16 protein-coding genes are annotated in these 17,701 nt (G+C 69.9%); 5 read left to right on the forward strand and 11 right to left on the reverse strand.

What is annotated here, in order from left to right; translation table 11 throughout:
* Positions 1-68 precede the first annotated feature (68 nt).
* A complete protein-coding gene (locus BMZ92_RS27650; RefSeq protein WP_091513386.1) occupies positions 69-1,256 on the forward strand; it encodes an 8-amino-7-oxononanoate synthase in 1,188 nt (395 codons plus the stop codon).
* On the opposite strand, the gene BMZ92_RS27655 is transcribed toward BMZ92_RS27650, so the two are convergent.
* Positions 1,219-1,653 (reverse strand): GNAT family N-acetyltransferase, encoded by a 435-nt coding sequence (locus tag BMZ92_RS27655; RefSeq protein ID WP_091513388.1) that lies wholly within the window; start codon positions 1,651-1,653, stop codon positions 1,219-1,221. The two genes, BMZ92_RS27650 and BMZ92_RS27655, sit on opposite strands and share 38 nt — an antisense overlap.
* Before the next feature lie 9 nt (positions 1,654-1,662).
* Positions 1,663-2,484, reverse strand: coding sequence for a S1 family peptidase (locus BMZ92_RS27660; protein WP_091513391.1), 822 nt, complete (start codon positions 2,482-2,484; stop codon positions 1,663-1,665).
* 165 nt (positions 2,485-2,649) lie between these two features.
* On the opposite strand from BMZ92_RS27660, the gene BMZ92_RS27665 reads away from it, so the two are divergent.
* Complete coding sequence (locus BMZ92_RS27665; RefSeq protein ID WP_091513393.1) at positions 2,650-3,453, forward strand: M15 family metallopeptidase; 804 nt, start codon at positions 2,650-2,652, stop codon at positions 3,451-3,453.
* 64 nt (positions 3,454-3,517) lie between these two features.
* Positions 3,518-4,909, forward strand: a complete 1,392-nt coding sequence (locus tag BMZ92_RS27670; RefSeq protein ID WP_091513395.1) for a mycothione reductase — start codon at positions 3,518-3,520, stop codon at positions 4,907-4,909.
* Here BMZ92_RS27670 and BMZ92_RS27675 read toward each other — a convergent pair.
* Positions 4,883-6,061: a CynX/NimT family MFS transporter gene (locus BMZ92_RS27675; RefSeq protein WP_245783286.1), complete on the reverse strand. Its 1,179-nt coding sequence runs from the start codon at positions 6,059-6,061 to the stop codon at positions 4,883-4,885. The genes BMZ92_RS27670 and BMZ92_RS27675 overlap by 27 nt on opposite strands.
* 64 nt (positions 6,062-6,125) lie before the next feature.
* Between BMZ92_RS27675 and BMZ92_RS27680 the strand changes: the two genes are divergently transcribed.
* Positions 6,126-6,821 carry a FadR/GntR family transcriptional regulator gene (locus BMZ92_RS27680; protein ID WP_091513398.1) on the forward strand — a complete coding sequence of 232 codons (696 nt, stop codon included), beginning with the start codon at positions 6,126-6,128 and terminating at the stop codon, positions 6,819-6,821.
* Here the strand turns inward: BMZ92_RS27680 and map are convergent.
* The 6 genes from map to dxr all read right to left on the reverse strand — a co-directional run bounded on the left by map (position 6,784) and on the right by dxr (position 12,503).
* Entirely contained in the window at positions 6,784-7,641 is an 858-nt protein-coding gene (gene map / locus BMZ92_RS27685; RefSeq protein WP_091513401.1) for a type I methionyl aminopeptidase, read from the reverse strand. The genes BMZ92_RS27680 and map overlap by 38 nt on opposite strands.
* Positions 7,642-7,657: 16 nt before the next feature.
* Positions 7,658-8,512 carry a GNAT family N-acetyltransferase gene (locus tag BMZ92_RS27690; RefSeq protein WP_091513402.1) on the reverse strand — a complete coding sequence of 285 codons (855 nt, stop codon included), beginning with the start codon at positions 8,510-8,512 and terminating at the stop codon, positions 7,658-7,660.
* Positions 8,513-8,562: 50 nt separating this feature from the next.
* A complete protein-coding gene (locus tag BMZ92_RS38335; protein WP_245783287.1) occupies positions 8,563-8,727 on the reverse strand; it encodes a hypothetical protein in 165 nt (54 codons plus the stop codon).
* A 155-nt stretch (positions 8,728-8,882) separates the two neighbouring features.
* Complete coding sequence (gene ispG, locus BMZ92_RS27695) at positions 8,883-10,031, reverse strand: flavodoxin-dependent (E)-4-hydroxy-3-methylbut-2-enyl-diphosphate synthase (RefSeq protein ID WP_091513405.1); 1,149 nt, start codon at positions 10,029-10,031, stop codon at positions 8,883-8,885.
* 45 nt (positions 10,032-10,076) lie between these two features.
* Positions 10,077-11,291: a M50 family metallopeptidase gene (locus BMZ92_RS27700; RefSeq protein WP_091513407.1), complete on the reverse strand. Its 1,215-nt coding sequence runs from the start codon at positions 11,289-11,291 to the stop codon at positions 10,077-10,079.
* Between the two features lie 3 nt (positions 11,292-11,294).
* The gene (gene dxr / locus BMZ92_RS27705) at positions 11,295-12,503 is read right to left on the reverse strand and encodes a 1-deoxy-D-xylulose-5-phosphate reductoisomerase (RefSeq protein WP_091513578.1); all 1,209 of its coding nucleotides are present in this window, start codon (positions 12,501-12,503) and stop codon (positions 11,295-11,297) included.
* A gap of 92 nt (positions 12,504-12,595) precedes the next feature.
* On the opposite strand from dxr, the gene BMZ92_RS27710 reads away from it, so the two are divergent.
* Positions 12,596-12,865, forward strand: a complete 270-nt coding sequence (locus BMZ92_RS27710; RefSeq protein WP_177228891.1) for a DUF2631 domain-containing protein — start codon at positions 12,596-12,598, stop codon at positions 12,863-12,865.
* A 694-nt stretch (positions 12,866-13,559) separates the two neighbouring features.
* Here BMZ92_RS27710 and BMZ92_RS37570 read toward each other — a convergent pair.
* Together BMZ92_RS37570 and BMZ92_RS27715 are read right to left on the reverse strand one after the other, a co-directional pair.
* Positions 13,560-13,721: a hypothetical protein gene (locus tag BMZ92_RS37570; protein WP_177228892.1), complete on the reverse strand. Its 162-nt coding sequence runs from the start codon at positions 13,719-13,721 to the stop codon at positions 13,560-13,562.
* Positions 13,722-13,891: 170 nt separating this feature from the next.
* On the reverse strand, positions 13,892-17,611 hold the full coding sequence (locus tag BMZ92_RS27715; protein WP_091513414.1) for an ALF repeat-containing protein: 3,720 nt from the start codon (positions 17,609-17,611) through the stop codon (positions 13,892-13,894).
* Between the last annotated feature and the right edge of the window lie 90 nt (positions 17,612-17,701).

Below are 17,701 nucleotides of genomic sequence, written 5' to 3' on the forward strand. Positions count from 1 at the left end.
GGGAGGCCATCGTCCGTTGTGACGGTGGCCTCCACTGCGTTCCGGGTCCGGCCTGAGAGACTGCCGGGGTGGATGCAGCGCAGAAGCCCGCGGCCGTGCCGCCCGAGCAGGTTTTCGACTGGCTGGACGCGGAAGCCGAACGCAGGGCGGACGCCGGGCTGACCCGCAGGCTGCGGCCCCGGCCCGCGACGAGCACGGAACTGGACCTCGCGGGCAACGACTACCTCGGCCTGGCGCGGGACAAGCGCGTCGCCGGTGCCGCTGCCGCCGCCGCACTGCGGTGGGGTGCCGGTTCGACGGGTTCCCGGCTGGTGACGGGCTCGACGGAGCTGCACGCCGAGCTGGAGCACGAGCTGGCGCGGTTCTGCGGGTTCCAGGCCGCGCTGGTGTTCTCGTCGGGCTTCACCGCGAACCTGGGCGCCGTGACAGCGCTTTCCGGCAAGGACTCGGCCATCGTGACCGACAAGTACATCCACGCGTCGCTCATCGAGGGTTGCCGCCTGTCCCGTGCGGGCATCGCCGCGATCGGCCACAACGACGTCGCCGCGATCAAGCACGCGCTGGCGACACGCCGGACGCAGCGCGCCCTCGTGGTGACGGACTCGGTGTTCTCGGTGGACGGTGATCTCGCGCCGCTGCCCGAGTTGTCCGCCGCGTGCCGGGAACACGGCGCCGCGCTGCTCGTGGACGACGCACACGGCTTCGGCGTGCTCGGCGACGGCGGCCGTGGCGCGGTGCACGCCGCCGGGCTCGCCGGCGAGCCGGACGTCGTGATGACGGTGACGCTGTCGAAGTCCCTCGGCGCTCAGGGCGGCGCTGTGCTCGGGTCCCGGCGGGTCATCCGGCACCTCGTCGAGACCTCGCGCAGCTTCATCTTCGACACCGGCCTCGCCCCGGCCAGCGCCGCCGCCGCGCTGGCCGCGCTGGGCGTGCTCAAGTCCGAACCGGAGCTGCCGGGGAAGGTGCTGGCCAACGCGACGCGGCTGGCGGAGCAGCTGACCGACGCGGGTTTCCGCGCCAGCAGGCCGGATGCCGCCGTCGTCTCGGTGCAGGCGCCGTCGCCGGAGGACGCGGTGACGTGGGCGGCCCGCTGCGCCGAGAACGGCGTGCGGGTCGGCTGCTTCCGGCCGCCGTCGGTGCCCGACGGGATCTCCCGGCTGCGGCTGACCGCCCGCGCCGACCTCAGCGAGTCCGATGTGGACACCGCGGTGAAGGTGGTCAGCGCGTCCGCGCCGCCACGCGCCGCCACATCGTGATGTGCATGATGCCGTCCTCGTCGAACTCGTCGCCCTCGGGCACGTAACCGAACTTCGCGTAGAAGCCCTGCGCGTAAGTCTGCGCGTCGAGGACGCTGTCGGCGTCACCGACGATTTCGAGCGCTTCGGTCATCAGCCGGGCGGCGAGCCCCTGCCCGCGGGCGTGGCGCGCGGTCACGACCCGGCCGATCCGGTAGTGGCCGGGCTCGGTCAGCAGGCGCAGGTAGGACGAGATGCCCCGGTCGTCGGTCAGCCACAGGTGCCGGGTGTCCGGCAGCAGGTCACGGCCGTCGAGGTCGAGGTAGGGGCAGTCCTGCTCGACGACGAACACGTCGGCGCGCAGGTGGAGGATGTCGTACAGCTGGCTCGGGGTCAGCTCGGTTCCGGCGACGTTCACCGGTCCTTGCTACCAGAGCAGGGATCGCTGCTGGGACTGCGCCCTGATGTCGTCGGCGTAGGTGCTCACGCGCGTGTACACGCCGGGCTTGCCGGGCTTCGCGCAGCCGTCGCCCCACGACACGATGCCGATGAGGGTGTCCCCGACCACGAGCGGGCCACCGGAGTCACCCTGGCAGGCGTCGATCCCGCCGTCCGGGTAGCCGGCGCACACCATGCTGGTGGAGTTGTAGTTGCCGTAGCTGGACGAGCAGCTGGCGTCACTGACCACGGGGACGACCGCGCTGCGCAGCGAGGTCGCGCGGGCGCCGCCGTCGGCGGTGCGGCCCCAGCCGAGGACGGTGGCGTTGGTGCCCTCCGCGTACAGCGACGTGTCGGACTTCTTGGGCAGCGAGGCCGGGCGGTAGGACACCTGGCGGTCGAGGTTCAGCACCGCCACGTCGTCCCCCTTGCCGGGGTCGCTGAAGTTCGGGTCCTTCCAGACCCGCCGGACGTTCGCGACCACGCCGTCGGTGCCCGTCTTCTGCTGACGGCCGATGACCACGCGCAGGTCGGACTGCGACACGGCGGCCGCGCAGTGCGCCGCGGTGACCACGGCGGACGACGTGACGAGCGTGCCGCCGCAGAACTGGTTGCCGTTCGCGTCGGTGAGGAACACCGCGTACGGGTAGTCACGGACGGACGCCTCACCGCCGCCCACGATCCGCGGCTGGGCCTCCGGGACGGACCCGCTGGTGGCGGCGATGGCCGCGACGGGCAGCGAGGTGGCCAGGGCAGCGGCCGCCGCGAGCAGGAAGCGGACCTTGCGGTTGCGGCGGGCGTGCTTAGCCATGGGTGTGCCCTTCTCTCCCCTGGAATTCAGCCACGTGATGTCACGCGCCGCGTTCGACGGACTCCAGCGCGTAAGAGTGCACAGGCCACCCTAGTGGACATCGACCTCCCGTGGTGTCACTTGATCGGGTGGTCTCGTCCGTCTGTCAAGCTGGCAGACGTGCGCATGTCCCGTCTCGCCGCGCTGACGGCCCTCCTCGGACTGGTCGCGTGCGGCACGCCGGAACAGCAACCGCCGCCCGCCCCGGCACCCGCCACCAGCACTTCAGCGGTGCCGCAGTGGGTCGTCGGCGCGCACCCGTTGCCGCTGCGCCCCGACGGCTACGGCCGCGTCGAGCCGACACCGGCAGTGCTGCGGGACCGCAGCCTGCCCACCCGGGACCTCCTGCCGCCACCCGCCGACGGCCGCTACGCCTCGACCGTCGCACCGGTGCCCGCCGACGTCCTCGCCCGCAGCACGTGGCAGCCCGCGTGCCCGGTCAAGGCGAGCGACCTGCGGTACCTGACGATGTCGTTCTGGGGTTTCGACGGCCGGGCGCACACCGGCGAGATGCTGGTGAACGCCTCGGTCGCGGAGGACGTGACACGGGTGTTCGGGCAGCTGTACGCCGCGAAGTTCCCCATCGAGGAGATGCGGGTCACCGCTCCCGCCGAACTCGACGCCCCGCCGACCGGCGACGGGAACAACACGAGCGCGTTCGTCTGCCGCCCCGTGCGCGGGCAGCAGAACTGGTCGGCGCACGCGTACGGGCTGGCGATCGACCTGAACCCGTTCTGCAACCCCTACACCAAGGACGACCTGGTGCTGCCCGAACTCGCCTCGGCGTACCTGGACCGGTCGTGGCGGCGGCCCGGCATGGTGGAAGCGGGAGACGCCACGGTGCGGGACTTCGCGGCGATCGGGTGGAGCTGGGGCGGGGCGTGGCACAGCCCGACCGACCGCATGCACTTCACCGCGACCGGCGGCTGAGGGAACAACTCCCGCGAAACTCGGGTTCTTGCAAGGAGAACCCCACACGGCGAAGGAAGACACAGTGCCCCACTACGACCTGGTGATCGTCGGTACCGGCTCCGGGAACTCGATACTGGACCCGCGCTTCGCCGACTGGAAGACGGCGATCGTCGAAAAGGGCGTGTTCGGCGGCACGTGCCTCAACGTGGGCTGCATCCCGACGAAGATGTTCGTGCACACCGCCGACCTCGCCGCGACGCCGTCGATCAGCGGCCGGTTCGGGGTGGACGAGGAGCTGCTGAACGTCCGGTGGCGTGACGTGCGCGACCGCATCTTCGGGCGCATCGACCCGATCGCCGAGGGCGGCCGCGAGTACCGCACCAGCCACGCCGACAACGCGAACGTGACGGTGTACGAGGGCGAAGGCCGCTTCACGGGACACAAGGAGCTGACCGTCTCGCTGCCCGACCGGACCGAGACGATCACCGCGGACCGCTTCGTGCTCGCCGCGGGCGGCCGTCCGGTCGTCCCGGACATCGAAGGTCTGGACCAGGTGCCGTACCACACGTCGGACTCGATCATGCGGCTCGACGAGCTGCCCCGGCGGCTCGTGATCGTCGGCAGCGGGTTCGTCGCCGCGGAGTTCGCGCACGTGTTCTCGTCGTTCGGCGTCGAGGTCACGGTGATCGCGCGGTCCGGCGCCCTGCTGCGCAGCGAGGACGAGGACATCAGCGCGCGCTACACGGAACTGGCCACCCAGCGCTACGACGTCCGCCTCAACCGGAAGGTGCTGCGGGCGCGGCGGACCGAGACCGGCCTCGCGCTCGACCTCGCCGAGGGCGAGACCGTCGAAGCCGACCAGCTGCTCATCGCCGTCGGCCGCCGGCCGAACTCGGACCTGCTCGACGTCGCCGCCACCGGGGTGGCCACTTTGGACAGTGGCCACGTCAAGGTGGACGCCTACCAGCAGACGTCGGTCGAGGGCATCTACGCGCTGGGTGACCTGTCGTCGCCGTACGAGTTGAAGCACGTCGCGAACCACGAAGCCCGTGTCGTGCAGCACAACCTGCTGCACCCGGACGAGCGCATTGAGGCAGACCACCGGTTCGTGCCGCACGCCGTGTTCGGCTCACCACAGATCGCCTCCGTCGGCGTCACCGAACAGCAGGCGCGCCAACGGGGTCTCAAGTACACGACGTCCAAACAGGACTACGCCGCGATCGCGTACGGCTGGGCGATGGAGGACACCACCGGGTTCGCGAAGCTGCTGGCCGACCCGGAAACCGGGCAGCTGCTGGGCGCGCACATCATCGGCCCGCAGGCGCCCACGGTGATCCAGCCGCTGATCCAGGCGATGAGCTTCGGCCTCGACGCGCACACCATGGCGCGCGGCCAGTACTGGATCCACCCGGCGATGCCGGAGCTGGTCGAGAACGCGCTGCTGAACCTAAACGTACCTGGGGCGTCCCGCTAGGAACCCGAACACCATCTGCACGACGACCAGGACCAGCAGCATCAGGAACGGCACGGTCCAGGCGCCGGTCAGGTCGTGCAGCAGGCCGAACAGGAACGGCACGAGCGCGGCCAGCAGGTACCCGAAGCCCTGCGCCATGCCCGACAACCGCGCGGTGTCCCCGCCGGTGCGGGCCCGCAGGGCGATCGTGGTGAGCGCGAGCGAGAAAACGCTCATGCCCAGCCCGATGAGCACCGCCCACAGAACCGGCGCCGCCGCGGGCGCGACCATCACGCCGACCACCCCGGCGAAGCCGAACGCCGCCAGCCCGACGATCCACCAGCTCTGACTGCCGCCGCGGCCGGCCAGCGGCGGCACGACGAGGCTCACCGGCAGCCCGATGATGGAGATCAGGCCGAGCAGCAGGCCCGCGTCGCCGCGGCTGACGCCCGCGTCGATGAACACCTCCGGCAGCCAGCCCATCACGACGTAGGCCAGGCACGCCTGCAGCCCGAAGAACAGGGTGACGATCCAGGCGAGCGGGCTGCGCAACAGCGACCGCCCGGTGCTCTGCGGTGAACCGGCGCCCGCCGGCGCACCCGGTCGCGTCCGGACCGACACCAGCCACACGACCAGCGCCACCCCCGACAACACCGCCCAGCTCGCCAGGCCGGGGCGCCAGCCACCGAAGGCGCCGTCGAGCTGCGGCGTCACCGCCGACCCCAGCGCACCTCCCGCCTGCAGCGCACCGGTGTACAGCCCGGTGATCAACCCGATCCGCGTGGTGAAGGACTCCTTGACCACGACGGGGATCAGCACGTTGGCCAGCGCGATACCGGCGGTCGCGACGAGGGTGCCGCCGAGCACGACGAGCTGCCCGTCCAGCACCCTGATGACGAGCCCGGCGGTCAGCAGGGCCAGTGCGGCCGCGACGGCGCCGCCGATCCCGATCTTCTTGGCGACCCACGGCGCGGTCGAACCGGCTAGGGCGAAACACAGGCCCGGCATGGTGGTCAGTGCGCCCGCCCAGGTGGAGGTCGCGCCGAGCGTCTCGCGCATCTCGTCGAGCACCGAACCGGCCGCGGTGACCGCGGGCCGCAGGTTCAGGGCGGCGAGGACGACGGCGAAGCCCAGCAAGCCGCCGCCGACGAGGACACGCGAAGTTTGTTTCACCGGTGTTTCAACCACGCCCGTTACTATCGCAGACGTCGGATGATTGGGTGAAGGGACATTTGTTGTGCCATTAGCCACCACGCGCCGCACCGGGCTCGTCGACCAGGTGATCGGTCAGCTGCGCGAAGCCATCAGCCAGGGCGAATGGGCCGTGGGCCAGCGGATCCCGACCGAGGGGGCGCTGGCGGAGACACTGGGCGTGGGCCGCAACACGGTGCGGGAAGCGGTACGCGCGCTCGCGCACAGCGGTCTGCTGGAGGTCCGGCAGGGCGACGGCACCTATGTGCGCGCGACGAGCGAGGTATCCGGGGCGATCCGGCGGCTGTGCGGCTCGGAGCTGCGGGAGGTGCTGCAGGTGCGGCGCGGCCTGGAGGTCGAGGGCGCGCGGCTGGCGGCGACCGAGCGCACGGAGGAGGACCTGGCCCGGCTGCGTGAGCTGCTCGACGAGCGGGACCGGGCGCAGCACGAACGCTCACTGGCGGATTTCGTCCGCGCCGACACGGAGTTCCACCTCACGGTCGTCCGATGTGGACGGAACGAGCTGCTGACCGAGCTGTACCGCGGGCTGACGGAGGCGATCACGGCGAGCGTGGCCGCGACGTCGGAGGACCACCTCACCGAACACGTGCCGATCGGGCACCACGGCCTGCTGGAGGCGATCGCCGACCGCGACCCCGCGCGTGCGGTGGCCGAGGCCGGCGGCTTCCTGGACCAGCTGCTGCTCAGGGAAGGGTCAGGATCTCCGAACCCGTCGGCGTGACGAGGATCGTGTGCTCGAACTGGGCGGTCCAGCTCTTGTCCTTCGTCGTGACCGTCCAGTCGTCGTCCCAGATGTCGTAGTCGATCGAGCCGAGCGTGATCATCGGCTCGATCGTGAACGTCATGCCCTCCACGATCTCCGTGGTGACGGACGGGTCCTCGTAGTGCAGGACGGTCGGGAACGTGTGGAAGCCGGGGCCGACGCCGTGGCCGGTGAAGTCGCGGACCACGCCGTAGCCGAAGCGCTTGGCGTAGGACTCGATGACGCGGCCGATGACGTTCAGCTGACGGCCGGGGCGGACGGCCTTGATCGCGCGCATCGTCGCCTCGTGCGTGCGCTCGACGAGCAGCCGCGCCTCCTCCGACACGTCACCGGCGAGGAACGTGGCGTTGGTGTCGCCGTGCACGCCACCGATGTACGCGGTCACGTCGATGTTGCAGATGTCGCCGTCCTCGATGACCGTCGAGTCCGGGATGCCGTGGCAGATCACCTCGTTCAGCGAGGTGCAGCACGACTTCGGGAAGTGCCGGTAGCCCAGGGTCGACGGGTACGCCTTGTGGTCCAGCAGGAACTCGTGCACGACCTTGTCGACGTCGTCGGTGGTGTTGCCCGGTTTGACGGCTTTGCCGCCCTCCTCCAGCGCCTGCGCGGCGATGCGGCACGCGACGCGCATCGCCTCGATCTGCTCCGGCGTGCGCACCCCGTTGCCGGTGTCCCGCTTCGGCGCCGGCTTGTCCACGTATTCGGGACGGGGAATGCTGGCCGGAACGGGACGACGTGGCGTCTGCACGCCGGGCTTCAGTGGAGCACGCAAGGACATGCGTCCAGCCTACGACTCAGAACAGAACCGTGGCGTAGCGGCCGACCTGGTGGAACCCGACCCGCCGGTACGCGGCCAGCGCGGGGCTGTTGAAGGAGTTCACGTAGAGGCTCGCCGTGCGGCCCATCCCGTGCACGAGCCGGTTCACGACCGCCGCGGTGCCCGCCGTGCCGAGGCCCTGGCCGCGCCGGTCGGGGTGCACCCACACCCCCTGGATCTGCCCGACGCTGCGGGACAACGCCCCGATTTCGGCCTTGAACACGACTTCGCGCCCCTCGAAGCGCGCGAACGCCCGGCCGCCCGCGATCAGCTCGGCCACGCGGGCGCGGTAGCTGGCACCGCCGTCACCGGCACGCGGGTCGACGCCGACCTCCTCGATGAACATGGAGATCGCGGCGGGCAGGTACCGGTCCAGCTCGTCCGGTCGCACGGGCCGCACGAGCGGGTCCGCGGCGATGGCCGGGGGGCCGTCCATCGCCATCAACGGCTGGTCCGGCCGGATCTCACGGGCCGGTCCCCACTCGGGAGCCAGCTCGTCCCACAGCGCCAGCACCTGTTCGGCCGGGCCGACGAGCGAGGAGCAGATGCGCTGCCTGCGCAGGGCCCGGTCGGCGAACGAGCGCATCGCGGAAGCGTTGCCGCGCAAGGGGATCAGGTTCGGGCCGGAGAAGCAGAGGCCCGGCAGGCGGCTGGAGCGGGTGCCCCGGTAGTCGGCGGCCCACAGTTCGCCGCCGAGGCGCCAGGGGTCCAGACCGGCAACCTCGACCCGGGCGCTGACCATGCAGCTGGCCACCGGATCGGCATCCAGGACGGCACGCACCGCCGGGTAGTCCCGATCACCGAGCAGCCGTGCACCGGCAAGCCGCAACACGTGGTCCAGATTGCCAGATGAACCCCGGTTACGGGAAACCGAGGGCGTGATCAGAACCGCGCCGTGTCGAGGACGACGTCGAAGGGGGCACCGATCGTGATCGGCTCGTAGGCCCGGCGCTTCGATCGATCGCGCCAGGCCGTGCATTTCGAGGTGATCTCGACAGCGAGCAGCACCTGCTCAGCCGGTCCCGGGTCGACGCCGTGCGGAATCACCTCGCGAAATGCCCTCGACCGCCGCCTCCGGCCGCCATCCCCTGGGGACCTCCAGCTCACGCCAGACGTCCAGCAGGCCGTTCCAGCTGCTCACCGCCCCGAGGCTGAACCGCCCGCGACCAGGCCCTGGCCGCGGCCCGCCACCCCACTCCGCGTCAGCCGACGCTGACGACCGGCGAGCCCTCGCCCTGCTCCCCCGCCTCCTCGGCGATGCGCATCGCCTCTTCGATCAGCGTCTCGACGATCTGGTGCTCCGGCACGGTCTTGATGACCTCGCCCTTGACGAAGATCTGGCCCTTGCCGTTGCCGCTCGCCACGCCGAGGTCGGCCTCGCGCGCCTCACCGGGACCGTTCACGACGCAGCCCATCACCGCGACCCGCAGCGGCACCTCCATGCCCTCGAGCCCGGCGGTGACCTCCTCGGCCAGCTTGTACACGTCGACCTGCGCACGCCCGCACGACGGGCACGACACGATCTCCAGCTTCCGCGGCCGCAGGTTCAGCGACTGCAGGATCTGCGTGCCGACCTTGACCTCCTCGACCGGCGGCGCCGACAGGGACACGCGGATCGTGTCCCCGATGCCCTGCCGCAGCAGCGCACCGAACGCCACGGCCGACTTGATCGTGCCCTGGAACGCCGGGCCGGCCTCGGTCACGCCGAGGTGCAGCGGGTAGTCGCACTGCTCGGCGAGGATCTCGTACGCCCGCACCATGACCACCGGGTCGTTGTGCTTGACCGAGATCTTGATGTCGTGGAAGTCGTGCTCGGCGAACAGCGAGGCCTCCCACAGCGCCGACTCCGCGAGCGCCTCCGGCGTGGCCTTGCCGTACTTCTTGAGCAGCCGCGGGTCGAGCGAGCCCGCGTTGACCCCGATGCGGATCGGCGTGCCGTGGTCCTTCGCGGCCTGCGCGATCTCCTTGACCTTGTCGTCGAACTTCTTGATGTTGCCCGGGTTGACGCGGACCGCCGCGCACCCGGCCTCGATCGCGGCGAACACGTACTTCGGCTGGAAGTGGATGTCGGCGATCACCGGGATCTGCGACTTCTTCGCGATGGCGGGCAGCGCGGCGGCGTCGTCCGCCGACGGGCACGCGACGCGCACGATGTCGCAGCCCGCGGCGGTCAGCTCCGCGATCTGCTGCAGCGTCGCGTTGACGTCCGCCGTCAACGTGGTGGTCATCGACTGGACGGAGATCGGGTAGTCGCTGCCGACCCCGACGGAACCGACCATCAGCTGCCGGGTGGGCCGGCGCTCGGCGAGAACGGGGGGCGGGAGGGCAGGCATGCCAAGCGCGACGCTCATCGAATCCTCTACGGCTGCGAAGGAATGCGTACGCGACCAGCCTACCTACTGCAGACGGATGGGGTTGACGATGTCAGCCGTCACGGTGAGCAACGTTACCGCTCCGCCGATGAACACCAGGACCATCGTGATCGCGGACAACTTTGTGTAGTCCACCGGGCCCCCGGCGGCCTTCCCTGCCAACTTCCGGACCCAGTCCCTGACCCGTTCGTACCAAGTGACCGCGATGTGTCCACCGTCGAGCGGCAGCAGCGGCAGCAGGTTGAAGACGCCGACGAAGAAGTTCAGGCTCGCCAGCAACAGCAGGAACAACGGCCACAGGCCCTGCTCGACGGCCTCACCACCGATCCGGCTCGCGCCGACGACGCTCACCGGCGTGTTCGGGTCGCGCTCGCCGCCGAAGATCGAGTGCACGACGGCGGGGATCCGCTCGGGGAACTCCAGCAGCCGGTCCCAGGTCTGGACGAACATGTCCGCGGTGAACGAACCGGCACCGGCGAACCCGGTGACCGGGTTGTAGGTGAAGTTGTTGGCGAAGGTCACCCCGAGCGAGCCGACCTTGACGATCTTCTCGGTGCCCTGCGCGTCCTGGACGGGGCGGTCGACCTGCACCACGTCGATCGTCAGCGGGACCGTCCTGCCGTCTCGCTCGACCTCGAACGTCGCGGGCCCGGACAGCTGCTGGATCGCGGCGGTCACGTCGATGTAGGTGGGCGTGCTCTTGCCGTTGACGGCGCGCACCACGTCGCCGGGCAGCAGGCCGCCCTGCTTGGCGGGCGCGGGGTCGCCGGGCTGGCAGTTCGGGTGCGCGAACTCCTCGTCGGTCTGCGCGTTGCGCACGCACTCCGAGACCGTGGAGATCTGCGGTTTCCCGGTCGCGTTCGGCAGGCCCATCGTGACGGCCATCAGGTAGAGCACGACGAACCCGAGGATGAAGTGCGTCACGGAGCCCGCGGCGAGCACCACGGTCCGCTTCCACGTCTTGAACCGCCACATCGCGCGCGGGGCCTCGTCCGGGGTGACCTCGTCGAGCGCGGTCATGCCCGCGATGTCGCAGAACCCGCCGAGCGGGATCCACTTCAGGCCGTACTCGGTCTCGCCGCGGCGGAACGAGAACACCTTGGGCCCGAACCCGATGAAGTAGCGCCGGACCTTCATCCCGAAGGCCTTCGCGGTGACCATGTGCCCCGCCTCGTGCAGCGCGACGGACACGCAGATGCCCAGCGCGAACAGCACGACTCCGAAAATGTAGGCGAGCACGCCCTACTTCCTCCCGGTCGAGTTCAGCTCGGCGGCGCGCGTGCGCGCCCACCGCTCCGCGGCGAATACGTCCTCCAGGTCGCGCGGTTCCCGGCGCCACTCGTCCGCCTCCCGAACCACCCTCTCCACAGTGTCCACGATGGACGTGAAGCGGGCGTCTTGCGCCAGGAAGGCTTCCACCATGACCTCGTTCGCGGCGTTGAAGACCGCCGGGAGGCAGCCGCCGACGGTGCCGGCGTGCCGCGCCAGCTCGACGGCGGGGAACGCGGTGGTGTCCAGCGGCTCGAAGGTCCAGGCGGTGGCCTCGTCCCAGCGGCAGGCGCGGGCGGCGTCCGCGACGCGGTTCGGCCAGTTCAGCGCCAGTGCGATGGGCAGGCGCATGTCGGGCGGGCTGGCCTGGGCCAGCGTCGAGCCGTCGACGAAGGTGACCATCGAGTGCACGATCGACTGCGGGTGCACCACCACGTCGATCCGGTCGCACGGCACGTCGAACAGCAGGCTCGCCTCGATCAGCTCCAGCCCCTTGTTGACCAGGGTCGCCGAGTTGATCGTGATGAGCCTGCCCATGGACCAGGTGGGGTGGGCCAGCGCGTCGGAGACCGTCACGTCCGCCATCTGCTCGCGCGTGCGGCCGCGGAAGGGGCCACCGGAGGCGGTGAGCACGAGCCGGTCCACCTCCTCGGCCCGGCCGCCACGCAGGGCCTGCGCCATCGCCGAGTGCTCGGAGTCGACGGGCACGAGCTGACCCGGCTTCGCGGCCTTCAGCACGAGCGGGCCGCCCGCGATGAGGGATTCCTTGTTCGCCAGCGCCAGCGTCGCTCCGGTTTCGAGCGCGCGCAGGGTCGGCGCCAGCCCCTGGGACCCCGGGAGCCCGTTGAGCACGATGTCCACCGGTACGGCGCCGATCAGCTCGACGACGGCGTCGGCGCCCGCGAAGATCCTCGGCAGCTTGAACTCGCCGCGGGAGTAGCCGCGCTTCTGCGCCTCGGCGTACAGCGCGAGCTGCAGGTCCTCGGCGGCGGTGGCCTTGGTGATGGCCACGGCGTCGACCTCGTGGGCGAGCGCCTGCGCCGCGAGCGCCGCCGGGTCGGAGCCGCCCGCGGCGATGCCGGCGACGCGGAAGAGGTCGGGGTTGCGGCCGGTGACGTCGAGGGCCTGGGTGCCGATCGAACCGGTCGAACCGAGCACGAGGACTGAGCGGGTCGTGTTCATCACGCCCATTGTCGCGAACCGCCCGGCGCGCGTCTCGAGCGCATGTGGGATTATCACTGTCGCAGGTGAACGCAGGCGTTGAGGAGTTGATCGTGGCTACCAAGGCGGTCGTCAAGCGGCAGCAGTCCGAGGTCAAGAAGGTGGACCCGCGGGACGAGCCGTCGGCCGAGTGGGGCTGGCACGGCGGCTTCCCCAAGGGCTCGCGCATCGCGGGCTGGCTCAGCGCCGCGATCCTGCTGATCATGATCTACAACAACCACGAGAACAACACGGAGAACGTGTGGCTCGTGGGCATCGCGGCGGGCATCGTCATCGCCCTGCTGATCGACCTGAAGAAGCGCCGCACCGCCTGGCGCCGGTAGGCACACCGTGCCGGGGCCGGACAAGCCGCCGGAACGGCCTGGCGAGCAGCCGCCGTTCCCCCGCAGGCGCAAGCCCGAGGGCGCGCCTGACCAGTACCCGCACGAGTCGCCCACGCCCTATCCCGGGGAAGGACCGCGGATCGAGGGGCTGCCGGAGCCGCCGGAGCGCTGAGGGAAGGGCTCGCCGGACCTGACGAAGCAGAACGTCGAACCGGCCTGTGGGAGACGAGGCAATTGGCCGAGAACGCGAACGATGCGTTCTATCACTTCGCGATCACAGGGCCAGGTTGCCGAAGTGTTGGCTCAAGTCGCTGCGGCGTCCGAACTGGGTACGCAGACCCTCGAGTTAGCGGTCTGCGGGGGTGAGAACGGCAGCCCTGTGTGAACCAGCCGCCGATCGGCTTCCCGCCGAACCTTTCCCACCACAGCAAGTCCCCCTTGTTCCAGCCGAAGAGCGCGTGGACCGGCGCGGCAATTTCGTCAAACTCGACACGAACCAGCAGCCAGGGACTCGCTGGTAACGCGTAGGGCTGAGGGCCCGGCACCGGCGGGGTACCTGAGTCCAGGCAACCAGTGGTCGAATCTGCCGTCCGGCATCAAGCGGTGCAGGCTACTCCAGCGTTTGCGCCGACTGCATGTAGAGCCTGCCACCTGCTCAGAGGGCGGGAGGCCTTGGACGTCCGACATCCACGGTTCAGATGAGGCTGACGATCGTGCCTTCTCCGACCACCTTGGGGCCTTCCATGAGGAGCATCTTTCGCCCCGCTTGAAGGTATTCCGACGCGAGCTCAGGTGCAAGAAAACCGGCGACCGCCACGCCGGGCTCTGCCTCGTCGAGGCGGACGACGATGCTCATGTAGGACGTCGCATTCCACGGATCAGCGCGCTCAGGCTCTCCCTCGCTGAGAAAGACTACGTTGGCCGCATAGTCACCGGAGGTAGGCGGGCCACACGCCCGACCCCCTGCCTCAGGGGACAGCCAGCGAAGATGAACGACTGCGGCAGGATGCCATCCTGACAATTTCGTCACGTGATCCTGATCCCATCCATAGTCACGTTGATGAGGTAAAGATCCTCTGGGTCTGCGTAGACAGCCGGGCCGATGCCGTCAAGCATCGAGCGCTGTAGAAGTTGATCGTATACCCATCGTGGAATGGTGCTTGCGAACGTGATCCCATCATCGCCGTTGAGACGTTTGCCCCACTCATCGGCGTCTGCCTTGGTCACCGCAAACCACTTGCCTAGTGTCGACGTTCCCCCACAGGTCCACTTTTGACTGTTCGCAATCGCCGTGAATTCCGGATCAATAACATTTCTATAAATGGTCACCCAGTTCTCATCGCTCGTCGATGCGGTGCTAAGTCGGGCGGTAGCAGATGACACCGAAGCGCCTGATTTCGGCGAGAAGTTGTTGATGATACAAGCGGCCGTGTCGACGGCCAAATCCTCCGCCATCTTCGCCATGAGGGCTTCCACAGCGGCTGCTTCTTGCGCCATCCGCTCGGTTTCTGCAGCCTCGGCGGCGATACGAACACCAGCTATCTCGGTGAGATCTCCACCAAGGGCCGCGACGTTCGCCAGAGTGGCCAGATCGCCGAGCCCCAGAGCCTCGCCGAGGTCGGCCGCTCCGCCCACGAGGAGGTCTGCGAGCTCACATTCAGGACACGCCAGCGCGATGAGACCGATGAACGCAAATACCACGCCATCTTCGAGCCAACCTGGCGTCGGGTCGACAGGCCGGATCCTGAAGTTGGGGCTGAAGAGATTATTCACATCGAGGCAGGCCGCGAGCCCTTGGCTCCCTGCTGGATTCAATTTTCGGCACAGATCTTGCAGGTGAGAAAGAATGCGCTCCTGGTCAGCTGGCGTCCCGGTGAACAGCAGTATGCAGTCAGAGGAACTGAGCACACTCCTCGAGGAGACCATGCGGACGTTGTCGTTGCATTGTGCCTGACGTAGCTGAATCAGCTGTTGTTTTTCCGTTTCCGCCTTCGCAGCAACTGCTTGCCAAGCAGCTTCGGCTGCCGCAGCGGCGTCGGCGGCGTCCTTCCCGGCGGCGAAGGCGGCGTCGAGCGCCGTCCTCGCGGATCGCGACGCTTCCCGCGCATAACTGGATGCCTGCTGGGCCGACCGTGCGGCCCGCACAGCCGAGCGTGATGCCCGGTCGGCTGCGGCCACTGCTGTGGCGGCGGCACGGCTGGCTGTGTTGGCTGATTCCTGGGCCTGCTGCGCGGATGCTGCTGCGCGGTTGGCTGCGGCTTGGGCCTGGTTGGCGTAGTCAGCGGCCTGCGCTGCGGCGGCCTGTGCCTGGTTGGCATAGTCCGCCGCTTCTGCCGCGGCGTTGCGCGCCCGGGCGGCGGCGGCCTGGGCTTCGTTCGCGTTCTGGGTGGCGGACGCCGCTGCGGCGGAGGCCTGGGCGAGTAAGCCGTCGATGGCGGCGTTGTGGGCGGCAGTGTTCTGGTCTCGCCGAGCAGCGGTGAACTGGCCGACCGTGAGGAACTCGTGGGCGAGCGCGGGTGGCCCGTCGAGCGCGGCTTGTGCCATCGCCGCCACTTCCCTGGCGCCGTTGGCACGTGCGGCGGACAGGATCTGGTTGACCTTGACGTTGTCGTCAGTGGTCAGCGCCGTGTACTGACCGTGGTCGAGGAACTCGCGCAGCGCCTGGTCGGTGCCGGCATCAAGGGCTTTCTGGGCCGCGTCGACGACGACGGTCCGTCCCGCGTCGCGGGCGGCGGACATGATCTGGTTGACCTGGATCGAGTCGTCCTGCTCACGCCCGGGGTAGTCGCGGCTGCGCAAGAAGTCGCGCACGTCGGTGTCGGTGCCGGCCAGCGCGGTGTCGGCCGCGGCCTGGAAACCGGAAGTTCCGGAATCCTTGAGCAGGTTCAGGGTGGCGCGGTCGTCTTGACCGGCTGCTCTCCACACACCGGTGGTTACGTAGGCGAGCACCTCGTCTTCGGTGCCCCCCAGAGCACTGAGGGCGGTCTCCTTCGTCCACTGCCCGCTGCTGCCGGCCAGGGTCAGCGCGACCTTGCGCGCATCGGAGACGGCAACGGTGTGATCGGTGGCCGGATCGGCCGCTTCCGCGATGAGCCTGTTCGTCTCCGCGTCCCAGGTGCTCGCCTGGTCCACGTCCGTCCGCTGTTGCGCCGGTTGCGCCGCGAAGTCGGCGAGTGCAGCCTTGGCGGCGTCGTCGGCTTCCTGCCCTGCGAGGGCGATCCGGTTGTCGTCGGCGGTCCGCGCCGCCTGGGCTATCTGCGCGGCCTGGTTCGCCGCCGCGACGGCCGCGTTCGCTGCCGCCGTCGCCGCATTGGCGTGATTGGTCGCCTGCTGCGCTGCGTCCGCGGCCTGCCCGGCGTGCGCGGCGGCGTCATCCGCTGCGGCCGCAGCAGCCTGTGCGGCGCTTGCGGCGGCGGCTGCGGCATCAGCGGCCTGACCTGCGTCAACGCTCGCTTCGTGCGCCCAGGACTGACTGGCCTGTGCCGCAGCAGTCGCTCGGGCTGCCTGGGCTCGCGCTGTCGCCGCGGCCGCCCGTGCTTGGCGCGCGTCAGCACCGGCAGCGGCAGCATTGTTCGCAGCAATGGTCGCGTTGTCGGCGGCAATGCGCGATTGCGCGGCAGCGTCGTTGGCTGCCCCGCCCGCGATCTCGGCCTGTTCCGAAGCCGTACGGGCCGACCTCGCCGCGTCAGCAGCGGTCGACGCCGCGACTGCGGCGTTGCGTGCTGTCTCCGCCGCCGAACGCGCCGCGTCAGCCTTGCCCTTGTCCATCACAGCAGCAGCCGCGGCGTTGTACGCGTTGGTCGCTGCCGTGCCGGCCCGCGAGGCCGCCGCGGCGGCACGGGAAGCGGCAGCGGCAGCGGTGTTCGCGGCCCGGGTCGCGGCGTTTGACGCGCCGATCGCCTGCCGCGCTGTGGCCGCCGCTTGGTTGGCGGCGTATGCCGCGCGAGCCGCTGCGTCGGTCGCCCGCCCCACATCTCCCTGGGCTGCCGCGGCCGCGTCCTTCGCCGCCTGCGCCGCCCGCTGCGCGGCGGCGGCCTCGGCCACGGCACGGTCGGACTGCTGCTTCGCGATTTGGGTTTCTGTCGCCGCTTGGTCCGATGCCGCCTTCGCGGTGGACACAAGCTGCGCTATCGAGTCCGTCTCGGCGTCCCGTGCCTGCGCCACTGGCAGGTCGACGCTGAGGAACTGATTCAGCGCCTCGACGGTGTTCGCGTCGAGTGCCTGTTGGGCGGCCTGACGCACCTCCGGCCCACCCGCCGCCATCAGCTGGTTCACCCGGATCGACTGGTCGATCTCGTACGGCGCCTGCCAACCACTGTCGAGAAAGGTCCGCAGGGCCTCCGTGGTCCCCGCGTCGAGCGCCTGCTGGGCCGCCTTCTGAACCTGCGGACCGCCGACGGACATCATCTGGTTGACCCGCACGCTCAGGTCGTTGTCGCTCGCGGCCTGCCAGCCCGTCGTCAGGAAAGCCGTCAGCGCGTCGTCGGTTCCCGCGTCCAGCGCCTGCTGCGCGGCCGTGACCGTCGAAGGCCCACCCGCCGCCATCATCTTGTTGACCTGCACGTCCCGGTCGATGGAAGCGTCCGGATCCTTCTGCGTCGTCAAGAACGCGGTTACGTCGGCATCGCTGCCGAGCAGCGCCTTCTCGGCATCCCGTTTCGTGGCGGGACCGCCGAACTCCCACAACCGCGCCACCTTCTCGCGGTCGCTGTCGGGGCTGGGCGCGGGGTCGGTGGCGCTCGTCATGGCACGAGGAACCGGGGCCGCCACGGATTCGGGAGCGACGACTGTCCCACTCACGACGATCACGGCCACAGCCGTCGCCAAGAAGGCACG

Origin of the sequence: Amycolatopsis sacchari (assembly GCF_900114035.1) — a bacterium.
Classification (GTDB): Bacteria; Actinomycetota; Actinomycetes; order Mycobacteriales; family Pseudonocardiaceae; genus Amycolatopsis_E; species Amycolatopsis_E sacchari.